Raw genomic sequence first — 16,158 nt, forward strand, 5'->3', positions numbered from 1 at the left:
TTGCACGAGTGCTGAGCCTCAGGTTTCCCCGAGACCTCGTCATGATCGGTGCGATCTTCGGTGTCGCCGCGTTCGCCTGGGCCGGCTGGGCCCAGGAGGGACCACCCTCGCTCGCCTGGTCGATCGTGCTCGGCGTGCTCTCGCTCCTCGGTCTCGCCGTTGCCGGGCTGTCCATCCCGCTCGCCGTTCGCAACTGGCGCACAGGTTCCGCGATCTCGCCGAGGAAACGCGCCTTCCGCGTCTACACGATCGTCGTGTGGATCGAGGTGGTGCTCGCGGCCGCCGGGGGCATCCTGTTGCCGATCAGCGGCGACGAGCAGCTCGTCGCGCCGTTCATCATGCTCATCGTCGCCGTGCACTTCTTCTTTCTGGCGCCCGTGTTCGGGCAGCCGATCCTGCACGTCACCGGCGGGTTGCTCGTGATCGTCGCCGTGGTGTCGGCATTCGTGCCGACGGCGACGGCGGCGCACAGCTTCTGGTGCGGCATCCTCGGCGCTCCCGTCTTTCTCGTGGTCGGCGTGTGGTGCTTCGTCGTCGGCCGGCGCGAGTTCAAGCGGGCCTCTGCCGCCGCCGCAGGGGCAACTGGCTGAGACACGCCCGGGAAGACGGTGCCGTCAGCGGGCGTCCTCGTCGACGACGGTGCCCTTCCACGACCAGGGGAAGTTGATCCACAGCCCCGTCTCCCGCCAGGAGAAGTCGGGCTTCGCGATGGAACCCGGCTTGGTGTAGATCGTCGCCGAGCGCACCTCGGCGCCGCGCTCGCGCAGCAGCCCGACGGCGAGCGCGAGCGTGCGGCCGCTGTCGGCGACGTCGTCGACGAGCAACACGCGCCGCCCGACCAACGAGTCGAAGTCGAGTTCGGGAGAGAGCACGGTCGGGGCGTCCAGCACCTCGCCGATGCCGGTGTAGAACTCGATGTTGAGCGCGCCGCAGTTCTTCACGCCGAGGCCGTAGGCCACGGCTCCGGCGGGGAGCAGGCCGCCGCGTGCGATGGCGACGACGATCTCGGGGTCGAAGCCCGCGGCGAGGATGTCTCGCGCCAGGTCTCTGCACGCCTCGCCGAAGGCATCCCACGTCAGCGTCTCGCGCTCGGTCGACACCTCGCCCATGGACCCTCCCCCGTTCGCCGGACAGGTTCAGCGTAGGCCGTGCGGCCGTGTCGCCCACGGCGCGTCGATCACTCGAGGGTCAGGTCGACCTGGATCTCGCTCGCCAGTCGTTCGAGGTCGGCGATCGCGGCCCCGAGGTCGGCACCCTCCGGCGCCCGCGCGGTGATGGATGCCTCGAACAGCATCCCGCCCGCCATCGGCGCCTCACGCGTCTGGCTCGAGAACACGTCGATCGTCAACGAGTGACCGCTCAGGATGCCCGTGATGTCGCGCACGATGCCGGGGCGATCGTCGCCGAGCACGCTGAACGTGATGCGCCGGCCGAGACGGACGTCCGTCTGGTCACCGCTGCCGTGCACCGTGACCCGCAGCAGGCCGTCGAGGCTCTCGAGCGCCGTGCGCAACTCGTCGAGCTGCGCGTCGGGCACCGAGACGAGCACGATGCCGGCGAACGCACCGGCGAGTTCGGCGAGTTCGCTGGTCTCCCAGTTGCCGCCGTGAGTGCTGACCGCGTCGGCCAGGGATTGCACGAGTCCGGCGCGATCGTCGCCGACGACGGTGAGCACGAGCTTGGCCATACCCCGAGCATAGGTGCGGGGCGAAGGCGGATGTCGATCAGTCGGCGTGCTGCACGATGTTGATCACGTTGCCGTCGGGGTCGCGCACGAAGAACCGGCGAACACCCCACGACTCGGTGCGTAGCGGGAACACGATCTCGTAGCCTCGACGCTGCGCCTCCTCGAAGGCGGCCTCGACGTCGGGCGTGTGCACGGAGAGCACGGAGTCGACAGGGGCATCCGCGTCTCTCGTCACCAGTTGCACGTTCGCGCCGGTGGACTCGTGGGTGAACCGGGCGACCCAGCCGAGATTGAACTCCTCGACTTCGAGCCCGAGAAAGTCGGTGTAGAACCCCTTCGCGGCGTCGATGTCGGAGACCGGAAGGTTGGAGGTGATCTTCGAAGGGTGCATACGGGAGTCTCAGCGCAACAGCGCGAGCGAGTCAAGCGTCGGTCGCGGGTGCCGGCCACCGAAGGGGCCGGCACCCGCGAGGCTCACCGAGACGCCCGCCGCCTGCGCAGAACGCTCGACAGCACGGTCCCGGCTCCGACGAAGAGCAGCACGACGGCACCCGCGATCAGCTCGACCGGGATGCTCGACCCCGTCGCCGCGAGGTCGCCGTCGCCGTTCGCGCTGCCCGATGCGGGCGGCGTGGCGCCGTCGGATCCGCCGGGCGTCGGTGTCGTTCCTCCGGTGGCGACGACGGTGATGTCGAGCGACGCCGTCGCCGCGTCATCGCCCTGCACCGAGGCCGTGAGCACCAGCGTGTGGGCGCCGGGCTTCGTGCCCGACGGGATGACGGCATCCAGCACCGCGCCGCCGTTCGCGTCGGCCGTGCCGTGGGCCACCACGACAGGTGTGGAGTGCAGAGCGAGCTCCAGCGCGGCGCCCTCCGTCGCGCCCGTGACGACAACGCTCACCTTCTGGCCGGCCCGCAGGTGCTTGGCGTCCGCTCCACCGCCCAGGGCGATCGTCAGCTTCGAGCCGGGCTCCGAGGTGTCGGCCGGAACCGTCACCGGGTCGTGCGCGGTCGAGGGGTTGCCTGCGACGTCGGTCGCGCGGTAGCTCACCGTGAGGGCGTCCTTGCCCGCCTCGACCGGTGCGGTGTAGCTCTTCCAGGTGGAGCCGCCGTCGGTGCTGTACTCGACCGAGGCGATCCCCGAGCCATCGTCGCTCGCCGTGATGGTCACGGTGCGACCCTCGGCCTTCGCCTGCACGATCGGTGCCGTCGAGTCGACCTTGACGGTGTCGAGCGACTGAGCCTCCTCGACCTTGCCGTTCGTTCCGGTCGAACGGTACGAGAGCACGGTCTGGCCCTCGGGCATCGTGACCGGTGCGGTGTACGTCGTCCAGTCGCCGGCGCCCAGCCGATACTCGGTCTTCGCCGCGTCGTCTGCCGAGAGCGTCACCGTCGGAGCCGTGCGGTACCAGCCGGAGGCAGGCGCCGCGGCCGACAGGGTGGCGTGCGTGGTGGGCGCCACCGCCGTCGGATCGGTGCACGTCACCTTCGCGTCGCCCCAGTCGGCGCGGTCGAACCAGTTGATCGTGCCGGGGTCGGCCTTCAGCGTGAGCGTCTTCACGCCCGTCACATCGGCCACGGCGTGCACGGCGGCGCCCCCGGTGAGCTCCTTGCTCGTGTAGAGCGTCTTGCCGTCGCCGTCGACGCTGAAGGTCACGCTCGGGGTCTTGCCCGAGACATCCATGGTGGCGTCGATGCCCACCCAGGCGGAGAACGTCGTGCAGCGCTTGTCGAGATTGAACTGGATGCTCGTCTCGGCCTGCACGCCCAGGCCCGTCGGGTACACGACACCGCCGATGGTGATGGGCGGGGTGACGTGCGTGCCGGTGTCGCCGATCGCGGTGTCACGGGCGATCGGGCCGTACTGGGCATCGTGGTCGTCGGAGAGGAACGGCAGGTGCGAGAGCTGCGTGATGCCGTCGCCCGGCGGGGCGGGAACGGGATCCGGTCCGTCGCAGGTGACCTTGGCATCCGCCCAGTCGGCGCGGTCGAAGTACTCGCTGCCGTTCGGGTCGACGTGCAGGGTCAGCAGCTTGACGCCCGTGACGTCGACGCCGATCTTCAGCGGCTGCGCCGGGGTGGAACCCCCGCCGATGAACGGGTCGGACGTGTACAGCGTCTTGCCGTCACCACTCACACTGAAGACCACGTTCGGCGTCTTGCCGGGCAGGTCCATCGACGCGTCGATGCCCGCGAACGAGTCGAACCGCGTGCACCGCCCGTCGAGGTTGAACACGATCGTGGAGGGCGAGTTGACGCCGATGCCCGTCGCGTAGGTGGTGCCCCCGAGCGTGATCGCGTTGCGCACGTGCGTCGCGGCGTCGCCGATCTCGGTGTTGCGCGCCGTCGGTCCGTATGCGGAGTTGTTTTCGTCGGAGACGAACCCGATCTCGGAGAGCTGGGTGACCCCGGCTCCTGGCGGCGCGGGCAGCGGCTGAGGTGTCGGCTCGAACCCTGTGGCGAACGCGTAGCTGTCCACGGCCTTGGTCGAGAGGCTCAGGATGTCGCCGGTCTGCTTCGTGGCATAGCCGTCGGTCGGCTCGTACGACGCTGTGCCGTCGACGAACGCCTTGCCCATGGTGCCGAAGTTCGGCGCGGCCACCGGCGTGCCCGCGAGCTGCTTCGACAGGTAGTCGAAGTATGCGGCCCACCGTGCCTTGTAGTAACCGCCGACGAGCCCGTTCCATTCGCGGTTCGCGTAGTCGTTCAGGTCGGTGAGCGAGCCGTTGGCCGGCGTCCAGGTCGTGATGATCGCTCGCGCGTCCCGTTCCTGCACGTCTGCCTCGGTCGACGTGGATGCCGCGTCTCGCGCGGTCTCGAGCCACGACCCGAGCAGCTGCTGCTGGTCGGTGCCCGCGAGCTGATCGACCAGATCCATGTCGCCCAGCCACGCCTTGGTCAGCGTCGCGAAGTCCTCCTGTTGACCGCTGTCGTACGCCTTCTTGATCTTGGCCAGCAGCGGACGGTCGAGGTTGTCGACGACCTGGCGCGCGACATCCATCAGGTCGTACTTGAAGGTGGGCGTCGCCTCGACGGCGGCGGACGCCTTGAGCAGCAGCGGCAGCGCCTTCTCGAATGCGGCGGTGTCGTAGCGCTGCTGCGACGGCGACCAGGCGGCAGCGGTGCCGACCGTGAGGGAGGGGACGGCGCCGAAGATGCTGTCGGCGGCCTCCGACCAGCCGTCGGAGGGCAGGCTGTACGCCGTCTCACCGATGATCTTCCAGGCAGCTGCCGCGTCGGCGTCATCGACTCCGTAACGGCGGTGCGCGTAGTCCGCGAACCAGGTGTCGAGGTCGACCGGTCCGGAGCGCCACGCCAGCCCGGTGAAGAAGTCGAACTCGGCGGGGTTGTTCTCGCCGCCTTCAGGTAGAACGGCCAGGCCCTTCATGGCACTGCCCGACTTGTTCAGCCAGTCGAAGTACCTCGTGTTCTGCACGCCGAGGTTGGCGCCGATCGTGGTGTGGCCGCCGAAGTTCCAGATGGTGCCGAACGCGTAGGGCACGCCCTTCCACGACGACTCGCGGTCGAGTCCGTCGTATCGGTCGGAGAGGCCGTCGACGATGAACGTGTGCTTCGGGTCGGCGGCCGAGATCACGGCGGCCGGCGGGTTCGACTGCCAGCCGAGCAGCACCCAGATGGAGTCGTCGTGCGCCTTCAGCATGGCGTTCTGAATGGCCTTCGACGCCGACGGCACGTCGACGTTGCCCGCCGTGCCGCCTTCGTGCAGAACATCGGCCTTATACATCGTGGATGCCCCGAGCCGCTTCTGCGACGCCGCGTAGAATTTCGCGGCGAGGTCGGGGAACACCCCGCTGTTCGGGTCGAGCCAGTCGGGGCGCGCGTAGCCGCCCGCCCAGGTGCCCTGCGGCACGATGTTGACGCTCGCCGACGGGTCGGTGTCGCTCGCGTGCGAGGCGAAGCCGGACGGCACCGTACCGAAGTATCCGGGCAGCACGGGAACCATGCCGAGCGAGCGCAGGTAGTCGGCGATCTTCTTGCCGAGGTCGGCGCGGGCATCCACCTGCGCCATGGTCAGCGCGTCGGGGGCGCCCGACATGTTCTGCAACAGCCACCATGGCTGGTGCGCGGCCTGCGGAATCCAGGAGAGCAGCTGCGCCTGCGTGTAGCCGTACTGCTTGAAGACGTCGTAGTAGACGGCCTCGCTGCCGACCGGCATGAAGACCTCGTTGAGGCCGTGCATGGCGTAGACGTCGATCAGCTTCTTCCAGTCGTCGAAGGTGCGATACGGACCGGTGTAGCCGTCTTCGACGTCGTTGTTCACGAACCGGTGCTGCACGTTCGACGTCGCCGTGATCAACGCCGTGTCGGGAAGCGTGGCCGGCAGGTGCAGGTTCGACTCGTTCCACGACACCGACTGGTGCAGAACCTGGCCGATGTAGGCGTCGAATCCGGCGAGGATCGTCGCGGGCGTGCTGCCCTCGATGTGCACCCGGCCGTTCGATGCGGTGACGCGGTAGACGTCTTCCGCACCCGAGGCGGGAATGATGCTGAGGTCGAAGTCGGAGGCGGCATCCGACCCCACCCACGACGTGAGCGTGTCGGCCGCCGGCTGTGCGCCGGCCCCGATGCTCGCGGCCTTCCCCGGCACGACGGCCGGGCGGGCGGGGGCGGCGAGCGCCTGCGACGGGGTGCCGGTCAAGACGCACGCTCCTGCTGCGAGTGCGGCCGTCGACATCAGGGCGATTCGTCGCATCGCGCGCCGGGCGCCGAATGCGGAACGAACGAAAGCGGGAATGCTGCGCGAGGGACGCACGGGGTTGCTCACTCTCCGATGCCTACGTTGGCATCGGTAACATGATGAGACTTATGCAAGGCAATTGCAATACCTCACGCCGAACCCGTTGCTCAGGCGAGCCCGTGGATCTCCGTGTCCACGTGGCGCAGAGCGCGCTGCACGGCACCGATCACGACGGCGTCGTCGGCGTAGTCGCCGAGCCGCACCTCCGCCCTGACCAGCGGATGCCGCGACATCGCCGCCCGCAGCGGCTCCAGCAGGGCTGCGCCGGCCCGTGCGACACCACCGCCCACCACGACGACCTCGGGGTCGACCGTGAGCATCAGTGTGATCAGCGCGAACTCCACCTCCGCGATGTAGCTGCTGACCAGCTCTTTCGCAGCCTCGTCCCCCTGCCGCCGCGCGGCGGAAGACCTCCCCGACGAGGTCGCCCCTGTCGGCATCCGCCGCCTCGGTGGATGCCCCGTTCATGATCGCCTCGATCGGCTCGTGCCAGCGTTCCCGCGGCAGGGAGCCGACCTCGCCCGCCGATCCGTGCGCACCGCGCAGCAGCCGACCGTCGACGACGACGCCCGAGCTGATCCGGTTGCCGAGCAGCAGGTAGACGAGATCGGATGCTCCGCGGCCGGCGCCCAGGGTCAGCTCCGTCAGCGTCGCGAGGTTGGCATCGTTCTCCATGGTGACCGGAGCATCCAGAAGCCGCTCGAACTCGTCACGGATCGGCCGCCGCTCCCAGCCGGGAAGCACGAAGGAGTTCGTCAGCTCGCCATCGGCGCCGACGACGCCCGGAACGCCGATCGCCACCGCCTCGAGACGGCTCGCGGCAGACCGCTCGGCCACGACCGACGAGATCGCGTCGTGCACGGCGGCCGGCGTGAGCTCGCGGTCGGCGACCGGCGTGACGCGGCCGGCGGCGAGCATCCTGCCCCGCAGGTCGGCCAGCCGCACGTCGATCTTGCTGGGACCCACGTCAACCCCGAGAACGCAGCCGCGCTCGGCGCGGAAGCGGAATCTCCTGGCCGGTCGACCGCCGCGGGGCGAGGATGCCGCGCCCCGCGTCTCCTCGACCCAGCCGAGCGACGCCAGCTCGTCGAGCGCACCCTCCAGGGCGGGGCGCGAGAGACCCGTGCCCTCCACCACCTCGGCCATGGTCAGGCCGTCGTCGCGGGCGCGCAGCAGGGCGAGCACGGCGCGAGAGTTCACGGCACGCACGTAGGCCATGCCGCGCACGACGGTGGGGCCCGTTGCAGGGCCGGTGGTTGACGTGTGGTCCCCGATCATCAGGTCAAGTGTGCAGGAGGACGGCGCACCCCTGCTCATGCCAGGTGTGCCCCGCGCGCGACGTCAGTTCAGCGCCGGCAGGTCGGCCGGCACCGCGCCGTCGCCGTAGAGGTCGGTCGCAAGGTCGCGCAGCGCAAGCAGGGCCGCGCGCTGCGGAAGCGGTCCGTACGAGATGCGGGCCACCCCGAGCTCCTGATATTCGGATGCCCGCAGCGCGCCCGGCAGCCCGATCACGGAGATCTTGCCCCAGCCGATGCCCTCGACGAGACGCTCCGTCACCTCGCGGTTCAGCACCGCGGGGACGAAGACGAGGGCGGCACCCGCGTCGAGGTAGGCGCGGCCGCGGGTGACGGCATCCTCGATGCGCTCCTCGAGCGGACGGTCGGAGCCGAGAACGAACGCGTCCGTGCGTGCGTTGAGCTGGAACGGCACGCCCTCGGCCTCTGCCGCTCCGATGATGGCGCTCACCCTGGCGACCGACTCGTGCAGCGGACGCAGGCGGTCTTCGACGTTGGCACCCACCACGCCGAAGCCGATCGCCCTGCGGATGGTCTCCGCCGGGTCGTCGTATCCGTCGTCGAGGTCTGCGGTGACCGGGAGGTCGACCGCCTCGGCGACCGTGCGCGCACCGGCGAGCGCGAGCTCGAGCGGCATGCCGCCGTCTTCGTAGCCGAAGCTCGCCGCGATCGAGTGTCCTGCAGTGGCGATGGCCGTGGTCTGGGGAAGCGAAGCGACCACGCGGGCGCTCACGGCGTCCCACACGTTGACGACGCGGGTGATCTCGGGCGCCTCGTAGAGGGCCTTCAGCCTGAGTGCGCGGTCTGCAGTGGCGCGGCGGTCGGCGGAGCCGGTGTTCTCGGTAGCGGCAGTCATGGCACGAGCGTATGCGGTGGACCGCGCCGACGGGGCGGGATGACATAGCGTGACTGACGTGCCAAGCGACCGAAACACGAGCAGCATCGCCGTGCGCGACTACGACGCCGGCGATTGGGATGCCCTTCGTCGCATCCACGACGCTGCACGCCTCGACGAACTGCGCGACGCGGCAGTGTTCCGAGCGAGCCCTGATGAGCTCGCCGCTGCGTGGACGGGACCGATCGAAGGCGACCTCAGCGACGGACGCGAACGCGTGGGACTCGACGCCTTCCTCACGCTCGAGCAGACCTACGAGAACGAGGAGCTCTTCGCCGACCGCGTGTGGGTCGCCGAATACGAGGATGCCGTCGCCGGCTTCATCGCAGCCGGTTTCGACGGTGGTACGTCGGAGATCACCTGGCTCTACGTCGACCCGAGCCTTCGCCGTCGTGGGATAGCGCGAGCACTCGTCGAGCACGTGCTGGCTCTCACCGCGGAGCGCTGCGAGCTCGAAGTGCTCGAGGGCAACGGAGCCCGCGCGTTCTACGAACGGATCGGGTTCACGCGGGTGTCCACGAGTACGGGAAAACTGGCCGGCAACGAGTCGTTCCGGGCAGTCGGCCACGTCATGTCACGTCGTGGTGACACTGCGCGAACAGGGGATCACGGCGGCGATCCCCGAACGTGACGATCAGATCTTCATCGGCGGGAGAAGTCCGGCTGGCGACCTCCACAGGCTCGGCCACACGGGCTTAGTCGTCCCATAGACCGACAGGGTCAGCAGAACACTCACTGGTGACATCAATGCCCGTCACCAGATCACTCGCGAAGAACCCGAGCACGGCACCGCCTGGTACATCCGCCCTGATCTCGATGTTGTGATCAGCGGATGCCTTCTTCGACTGGTCCACAACAACACTCACGGTGTACCCGTGCGACTTCCACCCCTTCGCCACCCGCCTCGCATCAGCAGCCGGATCCTTACTCGGCGGCCCATACACCGATCCGCTCACCTGCCCGTGCTTGTCGCTACCATCACCACACGACTGCGGCGCCATACCGGGCCCGTCCGCCTTCCAGACCGGGGCATCGGGATTCTCCGCTTCCGTGCTGATCTTCCACGGACCCGGCCCCGCATACCCGATCGTCAATTCCATATACCGATCCGCCTGCGCATACAACTGAGCAGCAGACAACGGCGTAGCCGACGCCGACGGCGAATGCGTCACAGAACAACCGGCCACAACCAGCAGCGAAACAGTCACCACAGCCGCCGCCACACAACGACCAACCATGTCACTGCGGAGCTTCACTCTCTAGTCATCCCACAGACCGACAGGATCAGCAGAACACTCACTGGTGACATCAATGCTCGTCACCTGATCGCTGGCGAAGTAGCTGAGTACGGCACCGTTGGGCACATCCGCCCTGATCTCGACATTGTGATCAGCGGATGCATCCTTCGACTGGTCCGCGATGACACTGACCGTGTACCCGTGCGACTTCCACCCCTTCGCCACCCGCCTCGCGTCAGCAGCCGGATCCTTACTCGCCGGCCCGAAGACCGCCCCGCTGACCTGCCCGTGTTTGTCGTTGCCGTCACCGCACGACTGCGGCCCGATCCCGACACCACCCGGCTTCCACGTCTCAGCATGAGGATCCTGCACCGGCGTCGCCGTCTTCCACGGCCCCGGCCCCGCATACCCAATCGTCAACTCCATGTACCGATCCGCCTGCGCATACAACTGAGCAGCAGACAACGGCGTAGCCGACGCCGACGGCGAATGCACCACAGAACAACCTCCCAAGATCAATGTGACAACGAACATGACGGCGACTGCCGAGCTCCGACGAACACGGCCACCATGTGAACCTGCCATCAGAACTCCCAGTCGGCGGATAGACCCCACGAATCGGCGGTCTTCGTCAAGCCGCCGTCGACGAAGGCGTCGCGACCAGTGCTCGTCGCTGCGATGTTACGAAGCGACTGCGTCCCGGGATCGAAGTATCCGTGCCCGGGCGGTGGTGCCGCCGTCGTCACTTTCTCCCACCACGCCCCGTCGCTTCCCAGCGGGTTGTGCCCCTCCACCGGGAGTAAGCCCTTCGCAACGTCACCGTCGGAGCTGAAGGACTGAGCGCCGAAGATCACCGGGGCGCCTGGCGCCGCTACCCCCGGATTCGGCTCGGCACGCCCAGAGACGTCCGCTCCGAACGGTGCGAGATGGTCTGCGCTGGCTCCCGTCGTATAGATCGCCGGAGTACGACCCTCCTGCCCGGGCACGTGCGTCGTGGCGACGTGCAACCGGGCCAGATCCGTCACTTTCAAGGGATCGAGTCCCGCAGAAGCGACCATCGTGAACGACGCGACCTTGTGGGCAGTCTCCGTCAGCGCATCGGCCGCCGTCGTGGTGCCGTACGAATGAGCGACCACGTTGACCGAGGTCGGACTGCCGTCGCCGACCCTGGTGTCGTGATCGGCGTCGAGCTCGGCGGCAAGGCGCCTTGCTCCCTGCGAGGCATCCACACCGCTGGTCACGCCGACAATGCCCGGCGTGTTGTAGCCAATCCACGCCACATCAGCGTGCGCGTTCGCCGGGTCAAGTGCCTCTTGTTTCACGTAAAGATTCGCTGCTGCACGCCCCCAATCACCAAGCGCGCTGTCAGCATTGGAGAGCATGCCCGGCACCATCCAGGTGCTGTTGTCCGCCGTGTCGAGGTCGCCGTACGAGACGGCCAGCAGCGGGTTCTTCCCGTCGTCGTCTCCGAGAAGGTTGTAGTCGACGATCTGCGTAGGGATTTTTTCGCTCCTTCCCCACCTTGAGTGCCCGCTTGAGCTGAGCGATGGCCTTGCGCTGGGCATCCGTGAGATTCGGGTTCTTGCTGTCCGCGTTCAACTGAATCCGGTTCGCCGTGTCTCGGGCAGCGTACGGCACGCCGCCGAGATTGCCGATGATGCCCGGCACTGAAGTCTCGAGGGCATGCTGCTGCTCCTTGCTGAGCGATTTCCACCATGCTGCGACCGCTTTCGGGTCGGGCGGGTTGTTCCAGAAGTCCCTGACGAGCAGGGGGTTCGCCTTCAACAGCTTCGCCAGCTCCGAGGCGTCGGCTCCCTTCAACAGGGTCAGCAGCATGCCGGCGCCCGCTGAAGACCAGAAGTCCGCGCCGGAACTGCCTGTCATCGGTTTCGTCGACGCACCCGACGACCTGGATGCCGCCAACGCCCTGACGCAGACGCTGTCCGCAATCTCTCGGTCGGAGACGAGCCGCGTGAGCTCAGCTGCCAGATCATCGATGTCCTGCGACTTGGCCGCCTGTGCCCGCTGGGTCGAGTGCTCCGTCGAGTCGGTGCGCTCGAGCGCGCGGAGGTCGTCTTTCGCATCGTCCAGCTTCGACTGGATCCGGGCCTGCTGCACCTTGATGTCGTCAAGCGCACCGGCGTACGCGATCAAGGCCCTGCACTCGGCGCCGACCCGGCCGGCGAGCTCGTCGAGACGCGCTACGAGTGCGTCGATGGCCGAAACGAACGCCGTCTGCGATGAGCCGGTCCAACTCGCGGCATCCAGCTCGGAAACCGTCTTGCGCAGAACCTTCGCCACGGCGTTCAGCTTCTCGACGTGAGCCTGCCGCTTCGAAGCGGCGAGAAGGATGCCTCCCGGGTCACCGGCGCCCGGGTTCGAAGGATCCACGCTCACGACAGTCGGCTCGCCGTCGCGGCGAGGCGGGCTTCTGCCGCATCCATCTCGTCGGCGAAGATGCTGGGCACGATCGCCAGCGTGGTGAACTCATCGGAACACGATGACGCCGCCAAGCGATGCGAGACATCGACGTCGTGCACAGCCGCGGTGACATCGGCCGACCCGAGAACGGCGAGGCCGTCGTGCAGCGGCGCTGTCACCGCGACCTCGTCGATCATGCCCTGAAGCTTGGATGAAATATGACGCAGGGTCGCACTGTCGACCAGCAGATCGCTCACATCACTCCTCGCGTGGACAGGGCAGGTGTTCGCCGAAACGATAGCAGCGCTCCGGTGCGACGACGCAACGTGGAACGACAACGAGCGAGACCACCGCGACAACGACCCCATCGGCTTGCAGCGCCCACCCGCGAGGCCCGAGCATCCACACGGGTCCGCGCTTCGTCGCCCCCTCGGCAACATAGGCTTGACCCCATGTCCAAGGTGCTCGCATCCCTTCCCGTCGGCGAACGCGTCGGCATCGCCTTCTCCGGGGGTCTCGACACCTCCGTCGCCGTCGCGTGGATGCGCGAGAAGGGCGCAGTGCCCTGCACCTACACGGCAGACCTGGGCCAGCCCGACGAGCCCGATGTGGATGCCATCCCCGGCCGCGCCGCCCAGTACGGTGCCGAGCTCTCCCGACTGGTCGACTGCAAGCTGCCCCTCGTCGAAGAGGGACTGGTCGCGCTGCAGTGCGGCGCGTTCCACATCCGCTCCGGCGGCAAGACCTACTTCAACACGACGCCGCTCGGCCGTGCCGTGACCGGCACGTTGCTCGTGCGCGCCATGCTCGAGGATGCCGTGGAGATCTGGGGCGACGGATCCACCTACAAGGGCAACGACATCGAGCGGTTCTACCGCTACGGCCTGATGGCCAACCCGCGACTGCGCATCTACAAGCCGTGGCTCGACCGCGACTTCGTCTCCGAGCTCGGTGGACGCAAGGAGATGAGCGAGTGGCTGCAGGCGCGTGACCTGCCGTACCGGGCATCCGTCGAGAAGGCGTACTCCACCGACGCGAACATCTGGGGCGCCACCCACGAGGCCAAGCTGCTCGAGCACCTGAACACCCCGATGACCATCGTCGAGCCCATCATGGGCGTGCCGTTCTGGCGTGACGACGTCGAGATCGCCTCTGAGGATGTCACGGTGCGCTTCGAGCAGGGCCGCCCCGTCGCCATCAACGGCGTCGAGTACGACGACCCGGTGGCGCTCGTGCTGGAGGCGAACGCGATCGGCGGACGCCACGGCCTGGGCATGAGCGACCAGATCGAGAACCGCATCATCGAGGCGAAGAGCCGCGGCATCTACGAGGCCCCGGCCATGGCGCTGCTGCACATCACGTACGAGCGGCTGCTCAACGCCATCCACAACGAAGACACCGTGGCGAACTACCACAACGAGGGCCGCAAGCTCGGACGCCTGATGTACGAGGGACGCTGGTTCGACCCGCAGTCGCTCATGCTGCGCGAGAGCATCCAGCGCTGGGTCGGCTCCGCCGTCACGGGCGAGGTCACGCTGCGGCTGCGGCGCGGCGACGACTACTCGATCCTCGACACGAGCGGTCCTGCGCTCAGCTACCACCCCGACAAGCTCTCCATGGAGCGGGTGGGGGATGCCGCGTTCGAGCCCGAAGACCGCATCGGGCAGCTCACCATGCGCAACCTCGACATCGCCGACTCGCGTGCACGCCTCGAGCAGTACTCCGCGTCGGGCGTCATCGGCGGAGCGACCGCCGTGCTGGTCGGCGATCTCGGTGTCGGCGAGGCCGCAGAGATCGCGGCCGGCGATGTCGCAGAGGGCGACACGGCCGAGCTCGCCGAGCTGAACGAGTCGAACGAGGCCGCGGCCTTCGACCTCGGCACCGACTGAGGCGTCCGAGGCGCGGAGCACGCGAAGCGCGCGTCAGGCCTCTGGCTTGCGCTGCTCCAGGGCGGCGCGGCGCCGGGTGTCCTCTTCGATCTCGCGTTCGAGGTCGGCGAGCTGCTGTTCCGTCGTACGCCCGTCGCGCGACGGCACAGGCTGCACGGTGACGTGCGCTGTGCCCATCGGGGGCGCACCGAGCGGGGCCGATGCCGGTCTGCTGCGGCGCGGCATCCTCACCGGACGCGAAGCACCCTCGTACGAACGGCCCAGCGCGAACCACAGCACGATGCCGACCAGCGGAATGAATACGATCAGCAGCACCCAGACGATCTTGTGCATGTACTTCACGCGGCTCTCGTCGATGCGGATCACGTCGATGAGCGCGCCGAGCATCAGCAGAAGAAGAAGCACGTAAAGCACCATGCGATCACCCTAGAGCGAGTTGTGCTCTTCGGCACTCGGCCCAGGCAGCTCCGCGCACGCGAGGTTCGACCCGTCGCGAACTCGGTGCCGGCCAGACGAAGTGTCGCTCCGGCCCCCGCGACGAGCGCGGGGATCGGAGCGACGGGTGATCAGCTCGCTTCTCAGGACACGCGAGAGCGAAGGTTCTGCACGCGCTGCAGCGACGCGATGAACCGCAACGGGTCGAGCGTGTGCTTCTGCACCGCGGTGGTGAGGGCATCCACCGCATCCGTGCCCTGCGAGTAGTCGCGCGCCGAGCACAGGAGGATGTCCATGCCCGCCTTCGCCGCGAGAAGCGCTCGGTTGCCCGTGTCACCGAACGCGGTGAGCGCTCCCGCCTCCAGAGCATCGGTGATCGTGACCCCGCTGAAGCCGAGCCGAGCGCGCAGCTCGAGTTCGATCATCCGCAGAGACAGGCCGGCCGGGTACGTGGCATCGATCGCCGGATACGTGGCCCACGACGCCATGACGAGCTTCACCCCCGCTTTGATCGCGGGCGAGAACGCGGCCTCGTCGACGTTCCGCAGCTCCGAGAGCCCCTGGGTCAAGGTGACCGGCCCGAGGTCCGTGTTCTCGTCCGCCGTCGCGGCTCCAAGACCCGGGAAGTGCTTCGCCGTCGCGGCGACGCCCGCGCCCTGCTGCGCACGCACGAAGTCTGCGCCCAGACGTCCGGCGAGCACGGGATCCGAGCTGTAGGAGCGCTCCCACTGGTCGTCGAAGTTGCCGGGGGTGCGGAACACGTCGAGCACCGGCGCGAGGTTCAGGTTCATCCCCACGTTCTTCAGGGCGCCGGCCGCACCGGATCCGGCCGCTGTGGCCGCAGCATCCGGATCGGCGGCCAGACCGATCTGCTTCTCGGAGAGCACCGGCTCCTGCCCGCTGAGACGACGGATGTAGCCGCCCTCTTGATCGGTCATGAGCAGCAGCGGCTCTTTGACCGGCGAGGATGCTTGAGCCGCTCGCAGTTGCGCGACCACGCTCGCGATCTGAGTCAGGCTGGTGATGTTCTCCCCGAAGAAGATGACACCGCCGACCTCACCCTGTGCGATGCCCTCGAGAAGGGCATCAGGCGGAGTCGCCCCCGGGTAGGAGAAGATCACCCGCTGCGCCACCTGTTGGCGCGGTGAGAGCCGCAACCACCAGGGCAGCGAGAAACCCGACATGGCGGTCTCGGATGCCGGCGCGGCGAATGCGGAAGCGGCACCCGCTCCTGCGAGGGCAGCCCCTGCTGCGGCTCCAACGCCGGCTGCGAGCACCGAGCGGCGGGAGAAACGGGGACCACGAGCCGCGATGTCGCGCTCGTCGGAGCCCCCGGCGACTGGTTCTGACGGTGACGATGCCGAATTCATGTTCGCTCCTTCGTGCCCCGCATCCTTGCAGGGGCCCGTCAACGACCTTCGTCCGGCCCCCGTATGGGTGTCAAGCGTGCACAGGTCGGTCCGCGCAGATGCGCAGGGCCGCGTTGCGCGTTTGCCGAGGGTTGCGGTGTCGCTATGCGGGGTGCTCCTCAACCCACGGG

General features: G+C 68.2%; 16 protein-coding genes. 3 read left to right on the forward strand and 13 right to left on the reverse strand.

Annotated elements, in window-relative coordinates; translation table 11 throughout:
- The first annotated feature begins 8 nt into the window (after positions 1-8).
- Positions 9-590, forward strand: a complete 582-nt coding sequence (locus FPZ11_RS11680; RefSeq protein WP_146321115.1) for a hypothetical protein — start codon at positions 9-11, stop codon at positions 588-590.
- A gap of 24 nt (positions 591-614) precedes the next feature.
- Here FPZ11_RS11680 and FPZ11_RS11685 read toward each other — a convergent pair whose 3' ends face one another.
- The 6 genes from FPZ11_RS11685 to FPZ11_RS11710 form a co-directional block, all read right to left on the reverse strand.
- Positions 615-1,109: a phosphoribosyltransferase gene (locus tag FPZ11_RS11685; RefSeq protein WP_168203811.1), complete on the reverse strand. Its 495-nt coding sequence runs from the start codon at positions 1,107-1,109 to the stop codon at positions 615-617.
- Positions 1,110-1,177: 68 nt separating this feature from the next.
- Positions 1,178-1,687, reverse strand: a complete 510-nt coding sequence (locus FPZ11_RS11690) for a glycine cleavage system transcriptional repressor (protein WP_146321117.1) — start codon at positions 1,685-1,687, stop codon at positions 1,178-1,180.
- A 37-nt stretch (positions 1,688-1,724) separates the two neighbouring features.
- Positions 1,725-2,078: a glyoxalase superfamily protein gene (locus FPZ11_RS11695; RefSeq protein ID WP_146321120.1), complete on the reverse strand. Its 354-nt coding sequence runs from the start codon at positions 2,076-2,078 to the stop codon at positions 1,725-1,727.
- 83 nt (positions 2,079-2,161) lie between these two features.
- Positions 2,162-6,382: an alpha-N-acetylglucosaminidase TIM-barrel domain-containing protein gene (locus tag FPZ11_RS11700; protein ID WP_168203812.1), complete on the reverse strand. Its 4,221-nt coding sequence runs from the start codon at positions 6,380-6,382 to the stop codon at positions 2,162-2,164.
- Positions 6,383-6,511: 129 nt separating this feature from the next.
- Positions 6,512-7,723 (reverse strand): ROK family transcriptional regulator, encoded by a 1,212-nt coding sequence (locus FPZ11_RS20435; RefSeq protein ID WP_168203813.1) that lies wholly within the window; start codon positions 7,721-7,723, stop codon positions 6,512-6,514.
- Between the two features lie 63 nt (positions 7,724-7,786).
- Positions 7,787-8,596, reverse strand: a complete 810-nt coding sequence (locus FPZ11_RS11710; protein ID WP_146321125.1) for an isocitrate lyase/PEP mutase family protein — start codon at positions 8,594-8,596, stop codon at positions 7,787-7,789.
- 58 nt (positions 8,597-8,654) lie between these two features.
- Here FPZ11_RS11710 and FPZ11_RS11715 point away from each other — a divergent pair, with 58 nt between their 5' ends.
- On the forward strand, positions 8,655-9,266 hold the full coding sequence (locus FPZ11_RS11715) for a GNAT family N-acetyltransferase (protein WP_210415852.1): 612 nt from the start codon (positions 8,655-8,657) through the stop codon (positions 9,264-9,266).
- A gap of 64 nt (positions 9,267-9,330) precedes the next feature.
- Here the strand turns inward: FPZ11_RS11715 and FPZ11_RS11720 are convergent, their stop codons facing one another.
- The 5 genes from FPZ11_RS11720 to FPZ11_RS11735 all read right to left on the reverse strand — a co-directional run bounded on the left by FPZ11_RS11720 (position 9,331) and on the right by FPZ11_RS11735 (position 12,551).
- Positions 9,331-9,891, reverse strand: a complete 561-nt coding sequence (locus FPZ11_RS11720; RefSeq protein ID WP_146321127.1) for a hypothetical protein — start codon at positions 9,889-9,891, stop codon at positions 9,331-9,333.
- 3 nt (positions 9,892-9,894) lie between these two features.
- Entirely contained in the window at positions 9,895-10,299 is a 405-nt protein-coding gene (locus FPZ11_RS11725; RefSeq protein WP_146321129.1) for a hypothetical protein, read from the reverse strand.
- Between the two features lie 158 nt (positions 10,300-10,457).
- Positions 10,458-11,267 carry an alpha/beta hydrolase gene (locus tag FPZ11_RS11730; RefSeq protein ID WP_246846225.1) on the reverse strand — a complete coding sequence of 270 codons (810 nt, stop codon included), beginning with the start codon at positions 11,265-11,267 and terminating at the stop codon, positions 10,458-10,460.
- On the reverse strand, positions 11,239-12,264 hold the full coding sequence (locus FPZ11_RS19885; RefSeq protein WP_246846226.1) for a hypothetical protein: 1,026 nt from the start codon (positions 12,262-12,264) through the stop codon (positions 11,239-11,241). Before FPZ11_RS19885 ends, FPZ11_RS11730 begins: the two co-directional genes overlap by 29 nt.
- 2 nt (positions 12,265-12,266) lie before the next feature.
- Positions 12,267-12,551, reverse strand: a complete 285-nt coding sequence (locus FPZ11_RS11735; RefSeq protein ID WP_146321133.1) for a hypothetical protein — start codon at positions 12,549-12,551, stop codon at positions 12,267-12,269.
- A gap of 195 nt (positions 12,552-12,746) precedes the next feature.
- Between FPZ11_RS11735 and argG the strand changes: the two genes are divergently transcribed.
- Positions 12,747-14,183 (forward strand): argininosuccinate synthase, encoded by a 1,437-nt coding sequence (argG, locus tag FPZ11_RS11740; RefSeq protein WP_146321135.1) that lies wholly within the window; start codon positions 12,747-12,749, stop codon positions 14,181-14,183.
- 33 nt (positions 14,184-14,216) lie between these two features.
- Here argG and FPZ11_RS11745 read toward each other — a convergent pair whose 3' ends face one another.
- Positions 14,217-14,600 carry a PLD nuclease N-terminal domain-containing protein gene (locus tag FPZ11_RS11745; protein ID WP_146321137.1) on the reverse strand — a complete coding sequence of 128 codons (384 nt, stop codon included), beginning with the start codon at positions 14,598-14,600 and terminating at the stop codon, positions 14,217-14,219.
- A 161-nt stretch (positions 14,601-14,761) separates the two neighbouring features.
- Entirely contained in the window at positions 14,762-15,988 is a 1,227-nt protein-coding gene (locus tag FPZ11_RS11750; protein WP_146321139.1) for a glycoside hydrolase family 3 N-terminal domain-containing protein, read from the reverse strand.
- Positions 15,989-16,158: the final 170 nt, after the last annotated feature.

This window comes from Humibacter ginsenosidimutans (genome assembly GCF_007859675.1).
Lineage (GTDB): Bacteria > Actinomycetota > Actinomycetes > Actinomycetales > Microbacteriaceae > Humibacter > Humibacter ginsenosidimutans.